Annotated in this window: 16 protein-coding genes; all 16 read right to left on the bottom strand. The window is 34.0% G+C overall.

The features are described 5' to 3' along the window. Nucleotides 1–62 precede the first annotated feature (62 nt). Nucleotides 63–929 (bottom strand): M50 family metallopeptidase, encoded by an 867-nt coding sequence (locus JOC75_RS18435; protein WP_204955468.1) that lies wholly within the window; start codon nucleotides 927–929, stop codon nucleotides 63–65. Beyond that, complete coding sequence (locus JOC75_RS18430) at nucleotides 922–1,710, bottom strand: M23 family metallopeptidase (RefSeq protein WP_204955467.1); 789 nt, start codon at nucleotides 1,708–1,710, stop codon at nucleotides 922–924. Before JOC75_RS18430 ends, JOC75_RS18435 begins: the two co-directional genes overlap by 8 nt. A 277-nt stretch (nucleotides 1,711–1,987) precedes the next feature. Next, nucleotides 1,988–2,791 carry a septum site-determining protein MinD gene (gene minD, locus JOC75_RS18425; protein WP_146949160.1) on the bottom strand — a complete coding sequence of 268 codons (804 nt, stop codon included), beginning with the start codon at nucleotides 2,789–2,791 and terminating at the stop codon, nucleotides 1,988–1,990. Between the two features lie 2 nt (nucleotides 2,792–2,793). Beyond that, nucleotides 2,794–3,477 (bottom strand): septum site-determining protein MinC, encoded by a 684-nt coding sequence (minC, locus tag JOC75_RS18420; RefSeq protein ID WP_204955466.1) that lies wholly within the window; start codon nucleotides 3,475–3,477, stop codon nucleotides 2,794–2,796. A gap of 137 nt (nucleotides 3,478–3,614) precedes the next feature. Continuing rightward, on the bottom strand, nucleotides 3,615–4,133 hold the full coding sequence (gene mreD, locus JOC75_RS18415) for a rod shape-determining protein MreD (protein WP_158638610.1): 519 nt from the start codon (nucleotides 4,131–4,133) through the stop codon (nucleotides 3,615–3,617). Next, nucleotides 4,130–5,050, bottom strand: a complete 921-nt coding sequence (mreC, locus tag JOC75_RS18410) for a rod shape-determining protein MreC (RefSeq protein WP_204955465.1) — start codon at nucleotides 5,048–5,050, stop codon at nucleotides 4,130–4,132. Before mreC ends, mreD begins: the two co-directional genes overlap by 4 nt. Before the next feature lie 240 nt (nucleotides 5,051–5,290). After that, on the bottom strand, nucleotides 5,291–6,313 hold the full coding sequence (locus JOC75_RS18405) for a rod shape-determining protein (RefSeq protein WP_146949164.1): 1,023 nt from the start codon (nucleotides 6,311–6,313) through the stop codon (nucleotides 5,291–5,293). A 288-nt stretch (nucleotides 6,314–6,601) separates the two neighbouring features. After that, nucleotides 6,602–7,291: a RadC family protein gene (gene radC, locus JOC75_RS18400; RefSeq protein ID WP_146949165.1), complete on the bottom strand. Its 690-nt coding sequence runs from the start codon at nucleotides 7,289–7,291 to the stop codon at nucleotides 6,602–6,604. 153 nt (nucleotides 7,292–7,444) lie between these two features. Then, nucleotides 7,445–8,014, bottom strand: coding sequence for a Maf family protein (locus JOC75_RS18395; RefSeq protein WP_204955464.1), 570 nt, complete (start codon nucleotides 8,012–8,014; stop codon nucleotides 7,445–7,447). Between the two features lie 275 nt (nucleotides 8,015–8,289). Next, nucleotides 8,290–9,327, bottom strand: a complete 1,038-nt coding sequence (locus tag JOC75_RS18390) for a hypothetical protein (RefSeq protein ID WP_204955463.1) — start codon at nucleotides 9,325–9,327, stop codon at nucleotides 8,290–8,292. A gap of 120 nt (nucleotides 9,328–9,447) precedes the next feature. Continuing rightward, entirely contained in the window at nucleotides 9,448–10,215 is a 768-nt protein-coding gene (locus tag JOC75_RS18385) for a hypothetical protein (protein WP_204955462.1), read from the bottom strand. Further along, nucleotides 10,212–10,793, bottom strand: coding sequence for a hypothetical protein (locus tag JOC75_RS18380; protein WP_204955461.1), 582 nt, complete (start codon nucleotides 10,791–10,793; stop codon nucleotides 10,212–10,214). Before JOC75_RS18380 ends, JOC75_RS18385 begins: the two co-directional genes overlap by 4 nt. 4 nt (nucleotides 10,794–10,797) lie before the next feature. Then, nucleotides 10,798–11,793: a type IV pilus biogenesis protein PilM gene (gene pilM, locus JOC75_RS18375; RefSeq protein WP_204955460.1), complete on the bottom strand. Its 996-nt coding sequence runs from the start codon at nucleotides 11,791–11,793 to the stop codon at nucleotides 10,798–10,800. A gap of 16 nt (nucleotides 11,794–11,809) precedes the next feature. Beyond that, on the bottom strand, nucleotides 11,810–12,583 hold the full coding sequence (locus tag JOC75_RS18370) for a prepilin peptidase (RefSeq protein ID WP_204955459.1): 774 nt from the start codon (nucleotides 12,581–12,583) through the stop codon (nucleotides 11,810–11,812). A 243-nt stretch (nucleotides 12,584–12,826) separates the two neighbouring features. Then, complete coding sequence (locus JOC75_RS18365; RefSeq protein ID WP_204955458.1) at nucleotides 12,827–14,533, bottom strand: sensor domain-containing diguanylate cyclase; 1,707 nt, start codon at nucleotides 14,531–14,533, stop codon at nucleotides 12,827–12,829. 101 nt (nucleotides 14,534–14,634) lie between these two features. Beyond that, nucleotides 14,635–15,936, bottom strand: coding sequence for a bifunctional folylpolyglutamate synthase/dihydrofolate synthase (locus tag JOC75_RS18360; protein WP_204955457.1), 1,302 nt, complete (start codon nucleotides 15,934–15,936; stop codon nucleotides 14,635–14,637). Nucleotides 15,937–15,957: the final 21 nt, after the last annotated feature.

Genomic DNA, 15,957 nt, shown 5'->3' with positions numbered 1-15,957 from the left:
AATGTCCACTTTAATGTTACATTAAACTATAACATTTTTGAAAGTAAGTGTGTACGTTTCACCTAATAGGGATAAACAAGATCGCCTACTTTTGAATTTGTTAGTTTGTTTGCAAAATAAGCATGTAATAATTCATTTTCATCCATTTCAGATACTTTTGCACCATTTTTTTCAACAACGATTAAATGTTTGCAGCCTCTTTGAAACTGAAGTAAAACATTATATACTAGCTCTGATTCATCAACAATAATTGGTTTTAATTTATAAATTGTGTTCTGTTTTCCGTAATAACGTTCCATTAAAAAACGCATACAGCTATACATTCGATGTTTATATTCGTAATATAAGCTATATATAAGAAAAGTTGTAATAATCCACATATTCAGATGATTTGGAGAAGTAATAGCAATTGTTAAAACATATATAATCAAAAACAAGATCGATGTTAGCATCATATACAAATGTGCTTTGCGATAAGAGAAGGATTTTGAGAACAAAATAAATAACAGCTTACCACCATCTAATGGCCAAATAGGGAGCAAATTAAACAATAATATCGATAAATTATAGAAGGTAAAAAGCTGATAATCACTACTATTTATTACGTTTGCAAATTGTAAAATAAATGCCGCTCCTTGAAGCCAAAAATGCTGTAATGGTCCAGATAATATAACTATAAATTCTTCCTTTAAAGGACGATTGCCATGCTCATCTACTTCAGCTACTCCGCCGAATGGAAGTAACATGATCGCTTTTATTCGCCAAGAAAAAAAATGAGCACTAATTGCATGGCCCATTTCATGAACAAAAACGATAAGCATTAACAAAAATAATGATTTAAAATTTGCAGTCACAACACTAAGCCCTATTATTACCCATAACAAAGGATGTATATGAATCTTCCGAAGTAGACCTAGATAGTTATTCAAATTTGATCACCTGAATTGGGTCTATAAAAGCGTCACCCTTTTTAATGGCAAAATAATAGGTACCTTTTTGCTTTTCAGATAATTTTATTTTTCCTAGTTCAGTTCCTTTTTTAACAAAATCATATAGGGCCACATTTACTTTATCTAAATTTCCATACCATGATTTCGTTCCATCGGCATGCATGACAACAATTGTTAAACCTGTTTCTGCTTTTTCACTAGCTTCAATAATGATACCTTCATTCATTGCTTCGACAGTTGGTTTATTCGTTTCCACCATTATTCCCTGACCATTATCTTTAAATGACTCTAAGATCTTTCCTGATGCAGGCACAGCTAATTGAGCAGTTTGAGTTTTTTCATCTACAACATCGCTAGTTTCTTTGTTTGTGTTAAACAAAGCTAATGGTTCTCCAAATTGATCACGATACCATGTTGAAACAGCAGCAAATTGAAATTCTTCTTCTAAAGAATAAGTAATCACTGATTTTGCTTGATCAAACATAGGTGATCCATTTTTAAAGACAATCGCTGTCACAAGTATCAAAACGGCAGATAATAAAACCTTAAAAATAAAAACCTCTGTTCGAAATAATGGATGTCCTGATTGATTTTTGTTAGGTCCCATATCATAATTCGGCGGAGCATAAAACCCACCGTGCCGTTCTTCATCAGACATAAATAACGATGTTCGTTTTGAATAATCCTGTTCTGAAGAGGTTCCTCGTTCTCTTTTTCTTTTAGCAATTCTTTTTCTTATTTCGTCCGCTCGATGACTCATCCCCATCCATCCTTTTAGCAAGTTTGTACAAGTCTATGCCTTGTCCAGTGGAGATATGATCAAATCTTTTCTTTTTAGGTCTCTTTTTCGAAGTGTTATAGTCAATTACACGAAATATTAGCTGTTTTCTTAATTTGATAATTGATTGAAATTGATTGAAATCAACCATGAAGATTTCAAGCAGTCATATAAATAGAAACAAAAAAAAGACTAGTGAGATTCTGCAGCTTCTTTTAGGAGCAAGAATGTAAACTAGTCGTTATATCATCATATTCTATTAAACTCGTACACCAAAAAATTTCTTCAGTTTTACTAAAACGCCTTTATTTGGTTCGTCTAAAGACTGTAAAGGAACAGATTCACCTAAAATACGTCGAGCTATATTACGATAAGCAATTGCAGCTCTGTTGTTTGGGTCCATTGCAATAGGCTCTCCATTATTAGAAGCTTTAATCACATCATCATCATCTGCTACGATGCCGATTAAGTCGATTGATAGATGTGTAACAATTTCATCAACGTCCAGCATATCACCATTTTTAACAAGATGATTACGTATACGATTAATCACCAGCTTAGGTGGTTCTATATCTTCTTGTTCAAGTAATCCAATTATTCGATCAGCATCTCGTACAGCGGAAATTTCAGGTGTTGTGACAACAACAGCTTTATCAGCACCTGCAACAGCATTTTTGTAACCCTGCTCGATTCCGGCTGGACAATCTATAATAATATAATCATAATCTTGCTTTAACTCGTCAATAAGCTTTTTCATTTGCTCTGGTTTAACAGCGGTTTTATCGCTAGTTTGAGCTGCAGGTAATAAATATAGTAAGTCTTCAAATCTCTTATCTTTCACAAGAGCTTGATGTATTTTACATCGACCTTCTACTACATCTACTAAATCATAAATAATTCTGTTTTCTAATCCCATTACAACATCTAGGTTACGAAGACCGATGTCTGTATCTACAAGGCAAACACGTTTGCCCAATATAGCTAAAGATGTTCCAATGTTAGCTGATGTCGTTGTTTTACCAACTCCACCCTTACCTGAAGTTATGACAATTGCTTCACCCATTGTTAGATTCCCCCTTCAAACCTTGTTAAATTAGGTCGTAAATGAGTAAGTTGCTGTAGTCGCTCAATAATCATTTCACCATTTTCATTAATATGTGCACATTCTAGTTCATTACCTTCATGAGGTAAATGATCTGGTGCACGATTAATTATATCACTAATACGCAATTGTGCCGGCTTCATTAAAGAAGCTGCAATTACGGCTTGTATATTTCCTTCAACACCTGCATGAGCAATTCCTCTTAAAGCACCCAGAACAAAGATATTGCCTGATGCTATGACAGTCCCACCTGGATTTACATCACCTATAAGTAGTAAGTCACCTTTAACTTTTAACACTTGTCCAGATCGTACAATTTTAGCAATTGAAATAACCTCGGTTTCTCTTTTTAATCTAAGAGCCTCATCCTTTGTTATCACATTACTTTCAATAGATTCGATCATTAAGTTACGCTTCTGTTTAATGATTAATTCTAATTTCTCCCGTTGCTTCTTGTTTACAAAACGATTTCCAACTTTTACATTCACTCCGATCACGGGACCATCCTGCTGAATGTATTGTTTCAAAGATAGCATTTCCTCGAGTTCATGGAGTAATTGGTCAAAAGAACATGAATCATCGAGATGTAACGTTAAGCCATCTTTTGTGCCTTTTATCGTAACAAATTGTTGTTTTTGGACCTTCATGACGTTCACCTCAACGATTGTACTATTCGACAGAAATGCATGAAATCCTTCTTTTAGTAGATATTTATCTAATAGTTTTTAGGATCCTTCTGTTAATACAGCATAACGAAGGATTAACTAAATTAAATGGCATTTACTTAATCCTCAGTCGTTTCAAGTTTTAACTTTGTTAAATACACTTTGATAGGATAACTAAACAAAATTGCAGCAATTAAATTCAATGATAAAGTCGGTAATAATCTTAAGGTTGTAAACTTGTAAAGTGATATATTAGTGACTCCTATCAAATAATTGACTCCATATACATAAAATTCAAGTACTGATATAGATAAAATGATTAATAACCAGACAATCAATATATGTCCGTGTAATGCTTTCATTGCTTTATGAATAAGATAAGCCAATATTCCATAAGCAAATAAATAAATACCGATCACTTCTATAAAAACAATATCATGCAACAAGCCAAAAAAGAAGCCTAGGACCATACCTTGTGTACGATTCAAATAAACTGTAATAAAGATGACAAATATTAAGACAAACCGTGGAATAAATAAATAGTCTTCAGAAACAAAGGTAAAGTGGACTAAATGAGCAAATGAGCTTTCACTAATAAAGGCAAAAAGTACGAGAAAAGGAAGAAAGAAACGTTTCACGATTCTTCCTCCTCTTGCGTTAATACTTGTACTGGATCTTCTGATTCGGCTTGACGTTTTGCTACCCACACACGATCAAGATCATAGAAATTGGCAGTTGGCTTGATATAAGCCATTTGATCTAATCCATATGAATCAGGTTCAATTTCAATAATTTCGCCAATCATAATACCACCTGGGAAAACTCCACCCAAGCCCGCAGTAGTGACCTTCTGCCCTACTTCTAGCTTCACCTTTGATTCAATACGACGAAGTAAAAGAGCACCTTTTTCTTCATCATATCCTTCAATTAAGCCTGTTACTTTTTCTTTCACTTCATTATCCGCTTCTTTATTTTCTTCAGTTGTTAGAGGAAGAACCTCAGCTGAAATTCTATTTTTCAAGTCTGTCGCACTTAACAATTGAACAGTTGAAGTGAACTGGGATGTTGACTTCACCTTCCCGATTAAGCCTTGTGCAGTCACAACAGCCATATTTGGCTCTACTCCATCCTGCTCACCTTTGTCAATTGATAGATAATCATACCATCGATCAGGATTTCGACCGATAACAGCTGAAAAAACCGGGTCATATTTTCTTAAATCTGAGATTGCTCCGAGTTCAGTTCTGAGCTTTTCATTATCAAGCTTATATTCTTGTAAATCAGCTTCTAACTGCATATACTCATCAAGTCTACTTTTTAAAAGCTCATTTTCTTCGTATGTATTTTTAAGATCATTTACATTTTCAAAGAAGCCTGATACATATGATGCTGGTGTATGGAAAATTGATTGAAAAACACTTACTGTATCTTGTATAAATTGTTCAGGCCAAGTTAACTTGCGATCTCCTTTAATAGAAAAGCCAATCAATGCCACTAAAACAATAACACTTACTAGCAACAAGATGAGGCGTTTATTTAAGAAAAACTGTGGCATGATGAACACCCTCTTACCTTATATTTCATCAACAAATCGCGAGCAGATTTAAGCTTGGTCAAATAAAAGTTAATCATGAAAAGAAGGTCTTCTCTCCTTCTTTTCATGATTCTATTTCTAGAAAATACACAAATTATGAACAAAAAGAATAATACTATTCATTTGTTATTGACCTAAGCTAACTTATACAATTTTTCGCCAAGTATAAAAACTTGCTCGCCTATACTTTCTTTAAAGCAATTATCTACTATCTCTTGCTTTGTTTTTAAATAAGTGAATATGCTCTAGAGCCTTACCAGTACCAATAGCTACACAGTCTAATGGATCTTCTGCTATTAAAACAGGCATATTTGTTTCTTCACCGATGATTTTATCTAGGTTGCGAAGCAATGCTCCACCACCTGTTAGCACAATTCCACGATCCATAATATCTGCTGCTAATTCAGGTGGAGTTTTTTCAAGTGTGTTTTTTACAGCATCAACAATTGTATAAACTGTATCTTTTAATGCATCTGCAATTTCAGCAGCTGTAATTTCAATTGTTTTTGGTAAACCAGTTAACAAGTCTCTACCTCTAATGTCCATATTTTCAACACCATCAGGAGATCCTGCTGATCCGACTTCCATTTTAATCGCTTCTGAAGTACGATCACCAATCATTAAGTTATATGTTTTACGAATATATGTAATAATCGCATCATCCATCTCATCACCAGCAACGCGAATCGATTGACTTGTCACAATTCCGCCAAGTGAGATAATAGCTACTTCTGTTGTACCTCCACCAATATCTACAACCATACTTCCTGTTGGTTCCCAAACAGGTAAATTAGCACCAATTGCAGCTGCAAAAGGTTCTTCTATTGTATAAGCATCGCGAGCTCCAGCCTGTCTTGTTGCATCAATAACAGCGCGCTCTTCTACAGCTGTAATTCCAGAAGGAACACAGATCATAACATAAGGTTTTCTAGAAAAAACACCCTTTGTTTTTGTTGCTTGTCTTATATAATATTTCATCATTGTTGCTGTTGTTTCATAATCTGCAATAACTCCATCTTTCATTGGACGAAGCGCAACAACATTACCAGGTGTACGACCAATCATATTTTTCGCATCATTACCGACTGCTACAATTTGCTTTGTATCTGTTTGTAAAGCAACGACAGAAGGTTCACGAACAACAATTCCTCTTCCTTTTACAAATACAAGTGTGTTAGCTGTCCCTAAATCTATTCCAAGGTCTCTTGTACCAATACCGAACATAGGGTGTATCTTCCTTTCTGAAACGAATATACTTTTTCTTATCTTTAGGAAAATTGATAGAAAACAACTTTCTATATTGTGGTAGTTAAACTACTTTCAATCATGAATGTTAGAATTTTCTTTATAAATCAGAGGAATTCTTCTTTTGCTCTTCTTCATATTTCCTGCTATGAGCTTTATTTTATAAGTGAATTTCTTTAAAAAAGGTGAAAACCTGGATTATAGAAAGAAACGAATCAAAAAAACTCATAAACCTTATTATATCGTATTTACGCAAAAAAAAAAGTATTACACGTAGCCTTTTTCTTTAAGACTAACAAATTTTTGTTCACCAATTATAAGATGATCCAAAAGTTCTATACCTAAAACCTTTCCACACTCTGCCAATCTTTTCGTTACTTCGATATCCTCTCTACTTGGTGAAGGGTCTCCTGATGGATGATTATGAATACAAATAAGTGAGGCGGCAGATCGTTTAAAAGCTTCCTTGAACACCTCTCGCGGATGGACGATTGAGGCATTCAAACTTCCGATAAACACTGTTTGTTTATGAAGAACTTGATTTTTTGTATTTAAATATAAACAAACAAAATGCTCCTGACTTAGAAACCTCATTTCCTCCATCACATAATTTGCACCATCTTGTGGGGAGCGAATCACATAACGTTCATCATAAGTAAGACGATTCATTCTTCTTCCAAGCTCAAGAGCCGATAAAATTTGAACGGCTTTTGCATTTCCAATGCCTGATATCGTTGTAATTTCCTCAACAGATGCATCCTTTAACATTCTCAAGCCTTCAAAATGCTTTAATAAACGTTGAGAAAGATCTAAAACCGATTCTTTTTTCGTGCCTGTACGAAGTAAAATGGCTAGAAGCTCCTGATTTGTAAGCTTATCAGCACCCTCCTTTAACAAGCGTTCTCTAGGTCGTTCGTCTTCGGGAAAATCACGGATTTTAAAAGTTGACAGCTCCATTTGTCCTCCTTCATTTCCCTTTCTGCTCAAATATTTATTTTCTATGTGTATTATAATGTTCCTACGTACCCGTTTTATTCCATGTTGTTTTATTTGTGTGTATTTGAAAAACTTGTTTCATAAGAGGGGCTCAAAGATTTTCCAACAGCCTTTTTATTTGCTAAAACCCATTTTCATTAATTCTCTGCTTGTTCTGGCAATCGGCAGACCAACAACAGAAAAATAATCACCTGATATTTCTTTTACTAAAAGTGCGCCAAGGCCCTGAATACCATATGCACCCGCTTTGTCCATTGGTTCACCTGATAACACATAATCCTCAATTTCACTTTCTGTAAGGTGATAGAAAGTTACAGCCGTTTTTTCATAAAAAGTATGAATTTTTTCTCCATTAATAATCGACACACCTGTAAAAACCTCATGTGTTTTACCAGATAAATTTCTAAGCATTTCTTTTGCTTCGTCAAGGTCTTTGGGTTTACCTAGCATTTTATTATTGCTAACAACAATCGTATCGGAGCCAATAACAAATGCATGCTGATGATCTTTTGCAACACCTTCTGCCTTTTGTTGTGCTAAAGATTGAACCATTTCTGCTGGTTGTAGCTCCTCGTCCATAACTTCCTCTACCAAACTTGGAATCACCTCAAATGGCAGTTGAAGATGCTCGAGTAGTTCTTTTCTACGGGGAGAAGCTGAAGCTAAGATGAGGCTTGATTTCATGATGTTCCGTCCTTTCTTCGTTTCAGATAAGAAGATACTACTACATCTTACCAAATCAAGTGTATCGTAACAATTTTACATTTTTCATTTTTGGAGATAAATAAAATTTAAGTGACGTACCTGATATCATGTTGCATACAAAAAAAGCCGCAAAAAATGCGACCTTTATCATCTATTTGTTTTTGTTATGATAGTGTTTTAGAAGTAACTTTCTCTCTTTATTAAGATTTTATTAATATTAATTTGTTATTGCTATTTTAAGTTTTGATTCTACCTTACTTCTTCTGTATCGCCTGCACAACCTCTAACAAATTTTGCTGTGCTTGCCAGCCATTTTGTTCTTTAAGATTTGAAACAGCTTGTTGTAGCTTATCAACCAAAGGCTTTTCAGCATCATTAGGTGAAATGCCGTTAATTTGCGTCTCTAATTTTGTAATATTTTCACTGCTTACATCTGACCCAGTAGCAGCGGCTGATGCTAAAGGTGCGAGCTCTGTAATTATGTTTACCCATTGATCGGCAGAACTACTTGTAGAAAGCTCAAGTCCGAGCTGCTTTCCTCCCCAAAAATCCACAAATTCCTTTTGTTTATAAATCTCATTAAGTGCATCAGTTTCTGTCTTTGCTTTACCTAAGCCTGCAATAACCGTAAATTTACCATCAAGCTCTAACACTGTTGATGCCAGGTTCTTAGCTTTAATCTCTGCAACAACAGAATCTGCACCTTCTTTGGAAGTGTAAATGCCACCTTGTACTGCATAGACTTGAAGTGTGGCACTTGATGCAGCAGATGCACTTGCATCATTAGCTTCTTTAGTACCTGCTGTATCTTCTCCGGTTTCTCCAGGAACCACAGCTTCAGCCCCTCCACTCGGATTAGCCATAACCGGCATATCTTTGTTTGATAAAAAATTTAATGCAATATAACCGAACCCTGTTCCTACTCCTATTGCTAATAAAACAATTGTGACGATTTGTTTAAATGGAAAAGCAATATGAGGAACCTTACGATTACTCTTTTTCGAGTAAAGATAAGGTGCTACGGTTGAATTTGAATATACCTTCTTCTTTTTTGGTGATGTCACAACCTTCGGATCTTCTTTAAAATCAGAATCCTCTTCATCAGGTAATAGCCAAGGAAATTCTTCTTCATCATTTATTGGCTGTTTAGCTGAAGCCATCTCTTTTTCAGCTTTCGCCTTTTCATCCCATGTTGAAAATGGAATGTCCTTTGATGGTTCATTACCTTTTGACACTGGACGATCTTCACCATTTATTTTAATTTTGATAGTCTCAGACGATTGCTTGTCCATATGCCTACCACCTTTCCTTTCAATTCCGTTCACACAAGCATGGCTATAATGCTATCAGAAGAACAAAAAAAAAGAACAAGACATTTGTCGTCTCATCCTTAATATTTTTCGTCAATTTTTTTATTCTTCATCTTTTTCTTCAATTATATCTGTAAACGGATTTTCCTTTTCACTAGGTGAAGGAGCAAAAAACGGTGGAAGCTGTTCTCGTAGCTCATCAAGTGTTGGGAAATAGTAAGTAGAAACAACCACTTTATATTCATAAGTTGTATCAGGATCTTCAACAATTTGAATAAGCTCAGGAAAACCCTCTACCTGTAATGACTCGATTTGTGTAATACGATTTGTATTTTCTAGTATCTTTATAAAATCCTCTAATTCGTAGTAACTAGGAGATTTCACCTCTAGCTCAACTGTTAGCTTCTCTAAGCCCTCAGGAATAGCTTCTGTGTTAAGAGACTCCGTTTGCTCTGCTTCATTACTATCTTCACTATCTGGATCTAATTTTTCATCATAGGCTTCAACCATTTCGTCACCTTGGTCTTCTGATTCAACCGTTCCACCATCTTGGAAAGAAATAAATGTAATTTCGCTGCTAGACATGGTTTCAGCTTTTTCTAGCTCTAAAAGAAACTGCTCTTCAAATGGACTAACAGGTAAGATCTTTTGCAATTCAACTGCTGATAACAGTGCTTCTTCTGTTGAGGAACCAGTTGATTTCTGCAATGATTCTATTAATTTATTTTCTGTTTCAATCTGATTTTCCAGGCTAGTAAGCTCTAAATTTTTAGGCTGAACAAAAAGCACATATGAAAAATAGCAGGCTAAAGCAGCTAATAATAGAGCTAGAACAATAATTATTGTATGTTTTTTTCTCCATTCAATCATTTCTCATTGTCCTCCTCTTGAATCGCTTTAAGGACAGTACGATCAATTAAAAGCTGATATGTTGCTAAATAACGTGGAACTGTTTCATCCTCATTTTGTAAAGGCACTGTTTCTATAGTGGACAATTTTACAGTTTCCAAAATCTCTAATTCCTTTAAACGACTTAAATAAAATGCAGCTTCACGTGAGCTTTCAAATTGAATAAGTAAATTTAATGAAGAGCTATTTTCATAATCTAAACCATAAAAGTACCCTTTTTCAGGTAATATGTTAGTTAATTCATTTAAAATCGGAACAAAATCTACTGGGTATCTTTCTGACCATGAAATTGCTTTTTCAAGCTCAGAAACGGCTGAGCTTGCATTACTTTGATTTGCCTGTTGCTGTAGAACCTCTGTTTGTTTTTGAGCTAATGTATATTCCTGCTGCAATGCGCTAATTTCTTTATTCTTTTGATTTCCTAAAGATACGATAATCATCACTGTAGTAATAATAATCACGATTAATGATGCAGCAATTAATAGATTGGTGTAATCACGTTTTTGCTTCTGAGGTAGTAAATTAATTTCAGCTAACATTTGCCTACACCTCTTTTAACGCTAAGCCAAGAACAGTTTGAAACTTACTCGGAACAGCCAAATTTTTATACGTATACACTCGATTTTGATAATGAGTGATTGAAATCGTTGTAATAGCATTTGTTAATAGTGTAAGGAGTTCATCAATATATGGATTATCTCCCACTAAGATAATTTGGGTGATTTGTTGGTCACCTTGATGAATACTAAAACGATAAAAATTAATGATTTTTTCAATTTCCTTTGCCACATCTTGAAATTGTACCAATAACGGTTCTCTATCCTTCAACTCATATTTATAAAAGCATTGTGTTTCAGCATCGATATGATACGTCCAATCGCGCATTTCACCTTCAAGTTGCATATGTCTTGTAAAAATAGGCTTTAAATTTTCAAAAATACTAAAATTAATGCAATCAAGTTTTACTTCAATTAATAATGTATTTTCCTTTTGTGTTACTTTTTGCATTTTATATAAATAACGGTACATGCTTAATGATGATAAATCAGCAACACTAGCTGTAAGCTTCACATTGTCTAAAAGCTCAGTGTATTCTTTTATCATTGTTTCTGGTGCAGCAAATAAAAGAATCTCTTTATCTTTGTCCGTTTCATTTAGTAATACAAAATCAAAAACAGGCTCTTCAAATGGTAGATGAATATTATTACCTAGCTCTAAATACAGATAGCCTTTTATTTCATCTTCACTCAATTCCAAAGGAACCTTCACTTTACGAACACTAACAGCAGAATCAGGTGTTATAAAACGGACCTTTTTCCCTTTAATACCCCAGTCATTAATGCTCTGTTCAAGTATCATGGAAAGCTTCTCAAAATCCTTAATACTTCCATCAACAACAACACCTTCTGGAAGATAATTTTCAACAAAACGACTAACAACAAGTGGATCGCTGCTTTTTAATTCAAGTAATTGTATTGAATAATTTGATATATATAAGTTCACAAATTGATGATTTTGACGAAATAGCGAAATTGCCATTTATAAAAACCCCTTCTTAATAAAAGTAAGAAAAGAAGTACGATAAATACAGGTGAATTAATTCATTTCCAAAGAAATATGAAAGTAGTGCTCCAACAACTAAAAATGGACCGAATGGAAAGGGCTTGCCCTTTTTAACAGAGCCTCTCATCATTCCAAGAAATCCAACAATCGTTCCGACCAAGGTAGCCAGAAAAAAGCATAAAAGCACAAGCTTCCATCCTAAAATAATCCCAAAAACAGCAAGGAGTTTCATATCTCCGCCGCCCATACCACCACGACTGACTAGGATGACAACAAGAGGAACTAACCCGCCTACAAGAAAGCCAGCAATCGGATCATACCAAGGATCAGCTGGAATAAACACTCTCTCAACTGTAAAAAGGACAAGAAAAAACAAATTCACTTTATCTGGAATAATCATATATTTTAAATCAGAAACAGTCACAATCATACATAGAGAAATAAGTGACCATGCTAAAATCAATTCCTTTGACCATCCCACCAACATCGGTGAAATCGTAAAAAGAATTGCCGTTACTAGTTCAATAGATGGATATAAAGGTGAGATTGATGTTTTGCAGTTTTTGCATTTACCATTTTGAAAGAGGTATGAAAAAATTGGAATTAGTTCTAGAGCTGTTAGTTTCTTGCTACATACTGGACATGCTGAGCCAGGATATGCGATTGATTGTTTTAATGGGATACGCATTCCTACAACATTATAAAAGGAGCCAAGAACTGCGCCAAGGATGAAGATGTAGGTGTATAGGATGATGGTTGTTGGCATGGTTTTGGCTCCTTTTTATAGAAAGATAGATTATTCATTAAGGGACTATCATCTTATTTGTTAATGCTGTTATCTTTTTTAGATTACTATCATAAAGTGCATTACTGTTTTTGTAAAATATAGAAGTGTTTATTGTAACTAGCTATTATAATACTTAAAATTAAAAGAAATAATTTACACAAACTCTACAAAATCATGTCGATTATTGCGCAGGAAATAACTTCTATTCAACTCTTGTAAAAACTAACTTACATATTCAGCAACTTTATTTCTACCTGCTCTTTTTGCTCCAATATACATAGCTCGATCTGCGTGTCTTACTAGAGAAACAGCATCTTCTGAATCTTCTGGAGCTATTGCTACACCTATACTAGCTGTTATAAAAATAGATATTGGTGTATTGCTATTATGTAAGGTTTGTTGAATCTCAAAAGGTGTATTGCTAATTAACAAACGAACCTCTTCAGCAATAGCAATTGTCTCTGCCTTAGAATAATCAGCTAAAAGTATGACAAATTCCTCCCCGCCATATCTTGCAACAATTCCTCTGTGACGAAATGTTCTTAGTAGGCGGTTTGCAAGCTGAATCAATACTTCATTTCCAGCATGATGACCATATGTATCATTTACCGCTTTAAAATGATCAATATCTAATAAAATGAGTGAAAGTGTTTCGACTTTCCGTTGATTAAGAGATAAAAAGCTTTCCTCTAATTTATTTTCTAAATAACGATAATTATATAGACCGGTTAACGAGCAATGCTCACTTTGTCTTTTTGTTTCTTCATAATTCTTTGCATTTTCTACTGCAACACCTAAGTAAGCAGATAATAAATCAATAATCATAAGCTGAGCTTTGTCAAAAGCATGCTTTTTATTTGAAGCAAGTATGACAATACCAATTAAGTCTTGATTTCTCATTACAGGAACACCAATCACACTTTCAACTGTATTAGGTAATTGGGATTGGTGAATATGATTCCATTCCTTGCGACTATGGAATAATATACTTTCCCTCATGACATAAACATGTCCGGAAAGTCCACGATCAGGAGATTTAGGTTCTTCTGTATCTATCTGGATTGTTCCATTTTCATACTTTCTTACTATTCTTAGTTTTTCATGATCAACATCAATGATATAAGCTGCTTCTACAGGTATCATTGTAGTAACTTTATCCATAAAAATATCAAGAACATTTTTAATATTTAATCTTCCTGTTAATTGATGACCAATTTCACTTGCTTGCTGTAAATAATGATTAATTTGTTGTGTTTTATAATACAAAGTTAAAATGATAGATAATGCTAATAATGGAGTCCCAATAAAAATAATCGCTTCAATACCAACTTCAAGATAAAGGAAATAAAGAGCAATACCAATTGGAAAGATGACTAGTGAGGTAAAGAATTCCCACAAAAAGCTTCTAGTTAATATCTTGAATCTTTTTTTATAGATTACTAGTTGAAGGATATTAAATAAAAATTGATTTAATAGAAAAACCGTTAATTCATAAGAGATGATTGTTGTGAGGAAGGTATCACTAAATAAAACTCTTCCATGTGTTCCTCCGATCATATAAAAAACAACCGCACCACCTAATGAACCTAAGGAAAATAATAATGAATTAAGAGGATATCTATATAAATCCTTTAGGTTAACTCGTACCTTTAAAAGCAACACAATGACTGCTATCTGAGTTAAAATCATTTCAATAAATAAACCAAAGTAAAGAAATACAACTAGTGATACACCTTGAACATAGAAAATAGGTGTTTCGTTGATGATGATTGGCCAAAAGGAGACAAGACACATTAAGATTAAAAAAGCTAAGATATCTACTTCAAGACCATTAAATGTTGGAGGCGCAAGTTGATAGGCAACCCACAATAAAACAGGGGTAACAATTAACCAGCATAACCATAATCCTACCTGTACTTTTTTGTCCAAAATTACGCCTCCTAATTACATCCAACTATCATATTCCTTTATTTTAGCAAATTTTCTAACTTTTGTCATATTGTTATTTTTGTTTCATTATGATAAAGATATTACTTTTTTCTCACGTATTCACGAACTGTTGAAATAAAATAAAGTGACCCAGTTATAAGAATCAAGTCATCCTTATTTTCGTATTTAATCAACATTTCCTCTACTGCTTGTCTCCATGAAGGGAAATAGTCTTTCTTTGAAAATTCACATGCTAAGAAAAGCTCTTCTGAAGAAGCTGCTCTAGGAAAATCAAAGGTTGTAAAGCTGATGCTCGTTGCAATACATGTTAATCTATTAATCATCTCACTGTATTCCTTATCTTTTAACGCACTAAAAAGGATATGGATCTTTCGATTAGGATAGTGTCTGTTAACCGTATTTATTAGTGATTCTATTCCTTCTTTGTTATGAGCCCCATCAATAATCACTTCAGGATTAGTATAAATTTGTTCAAATCTTCCCATCCAAAATGCCTTATTAATGCCAGCATATATATGCTCTTTCTTTAGAGAAACTATTTCAAGATTATTTAAGTAGTCAATAGCAGCTATTGCTAAAGTAGCATTTTGAACTTGATGTTGTCCCTTCATCATGATCGAGACTTGATTATATTCATTATGATTCGTTTTCATCGAAAACATTTCACCTTTTTGTTGTTGGGAACTATTTAGTATTTGAAATTCTTCTCCAATTTTAAATAAAGGAGCTTGGTTTTGATTAGCTATACGCGAAAAGACTTCTACTACTTCCTTGTTTTCTGATCCTGTGAAAACAGGGATTCCTTGTTTGATTATTCCTGCTTTTTCAGAAGCAATCTCAGAAATCGTTGAGCCTAATATATTCATATGATCATACCCTACATTTGTAATGATTGATAAGATTGGAGTAACAATATTTGTAGAATCTAATCTTCCGCCTAGTCCTGTTTCAAGCAGCACAAAATCAGGTTTATGGTATTTTCCAAAATATAAAAACATCATCGTTGTAATAATTTCAAATTCGGTCGGACCACCAAGCTCAGTTGTTTCAGCTTTATCTACATATGGTTTCACCTCGTTAGCAAGCTGCAGCATTTCTTGATTTGAAATTGGTTTACCATTCACACTAATTCTTTCATTAAAAGTCTCAATATAAGGAGATGTAAAGGTTCCTACATCATATCCTGCCTCTGTTAACATGTGTAACAGATAAGAAATAGTTGAGCCTTTACCATTTGTTCCTGCTACATGGATAATGGGTATATTTCTTTCAGGAGAATTCATTTGCTCTAAAAGCCATTCCATCCTCTTTAATCCAGGCTTAACACCAAACTTAAGACGACCATGAATCCAATTCAACGCTTCTTCATACGTATTAAACAATTTATGAACCTCCTTTTATTT

This window comes from Metabacillus crassostreae (genome assembly GCF_016908395.1).
GTDB classification, from domain to species: Bacteria; Bacillota; Bacilli; order Bacillales; family Bacillaceae; genus Metabacillus; species Metabacillus crassostreae.
This window is presented reverse-complemented; position numbering and strand designations above follow the sequence as displayed.

Excerpts from the sequence above, each read along its gene's own strand:
- JOC75_RS18430 (WP_204955467.1), bottom strand. The coding sequence starts at position 1,710 with ATGAGTCATCGAGCGGACGAAATAAGAAAAAGAATTGCTAAAAGAAAA.
- minD (WP_146949160.1), bottom strand. The coding sequence starts at position 2,791 with ATGGGTGAAGCAATTGTCATAACTTCAGGTAAGGGTGGAGTTGGTAAA.
- minC (WP_204955466.1), bottom strand. The coding sequence starts at position 3,477 with ATGAAGGTCCAAAAACAACAATTTGTTACGATAAAAGGCACAAAAGAT.
- mreC (WP_204955465.1), bottom strand. The coding sequence starts at position 5,050 with ATGCCACAGTTTTTCTTAAATAAACGCCTCATCTTGTTGCTAGTAAGT.
- JOC75_RS18405 (WP_146949164.1), bottom strand. The coding sequence starts at position 6,313 with ATGTTCGGTATTGGTACAAGAGACCTTGGAATAGATTTAGGGACAGCT.
- radC (WP_146949165.1), bottom strand. The coding sequence starts at position 7,291 with ATGGAGCTGTCAACTTTTAAAATCCGTGATTTTCCCGAAGACGAACGA.
- JOC75_RS18395 (WP_204955464.1), bottom strand. The coding sequence starts at position 8,014 with ATGAAATCAAGCCTCATCTTAGCTTCAGCTTCTCCCCGTAGAAAAGAA.
- JOC75_RS18390 (WP_204955463.1), bottom strand. The coding sequence starts at position 9,327 with ATGGACAAGCAATCGTCTGAGACTATCAAAATTAAAATAAATGGTGAA.
- JOC75_RS18385 (WP_204955462.1), bottom strand. The coding sequence starts at position 10,215 with ATGATTGAATGGAGAAAAAAACATACAATAATTATTGTTCTAGCTCTA.
- JOC75_RS18380 (WP_204955461.1), bottom strand. The coding sequence starts at position 10,793 with ATGTTAGCTGAAATTAATTTACTACCTCAGAAGCAAAAACGTGATTAC.
- pilM (WP_204955460.1), bottom strand. The coding sequence starts at position 11,793 with ATGGCAATTTCGCTATTTCGTCAAAATCATCAATTTGTGAACTTATAT.
- JOC75_RS18370 (WP_204955459.1), bottom strand. The coding sequence starts at position 12,583 with ATGCCAACAACCATCATCCTATACACCTACATCTTCATCCTTGGCGCA.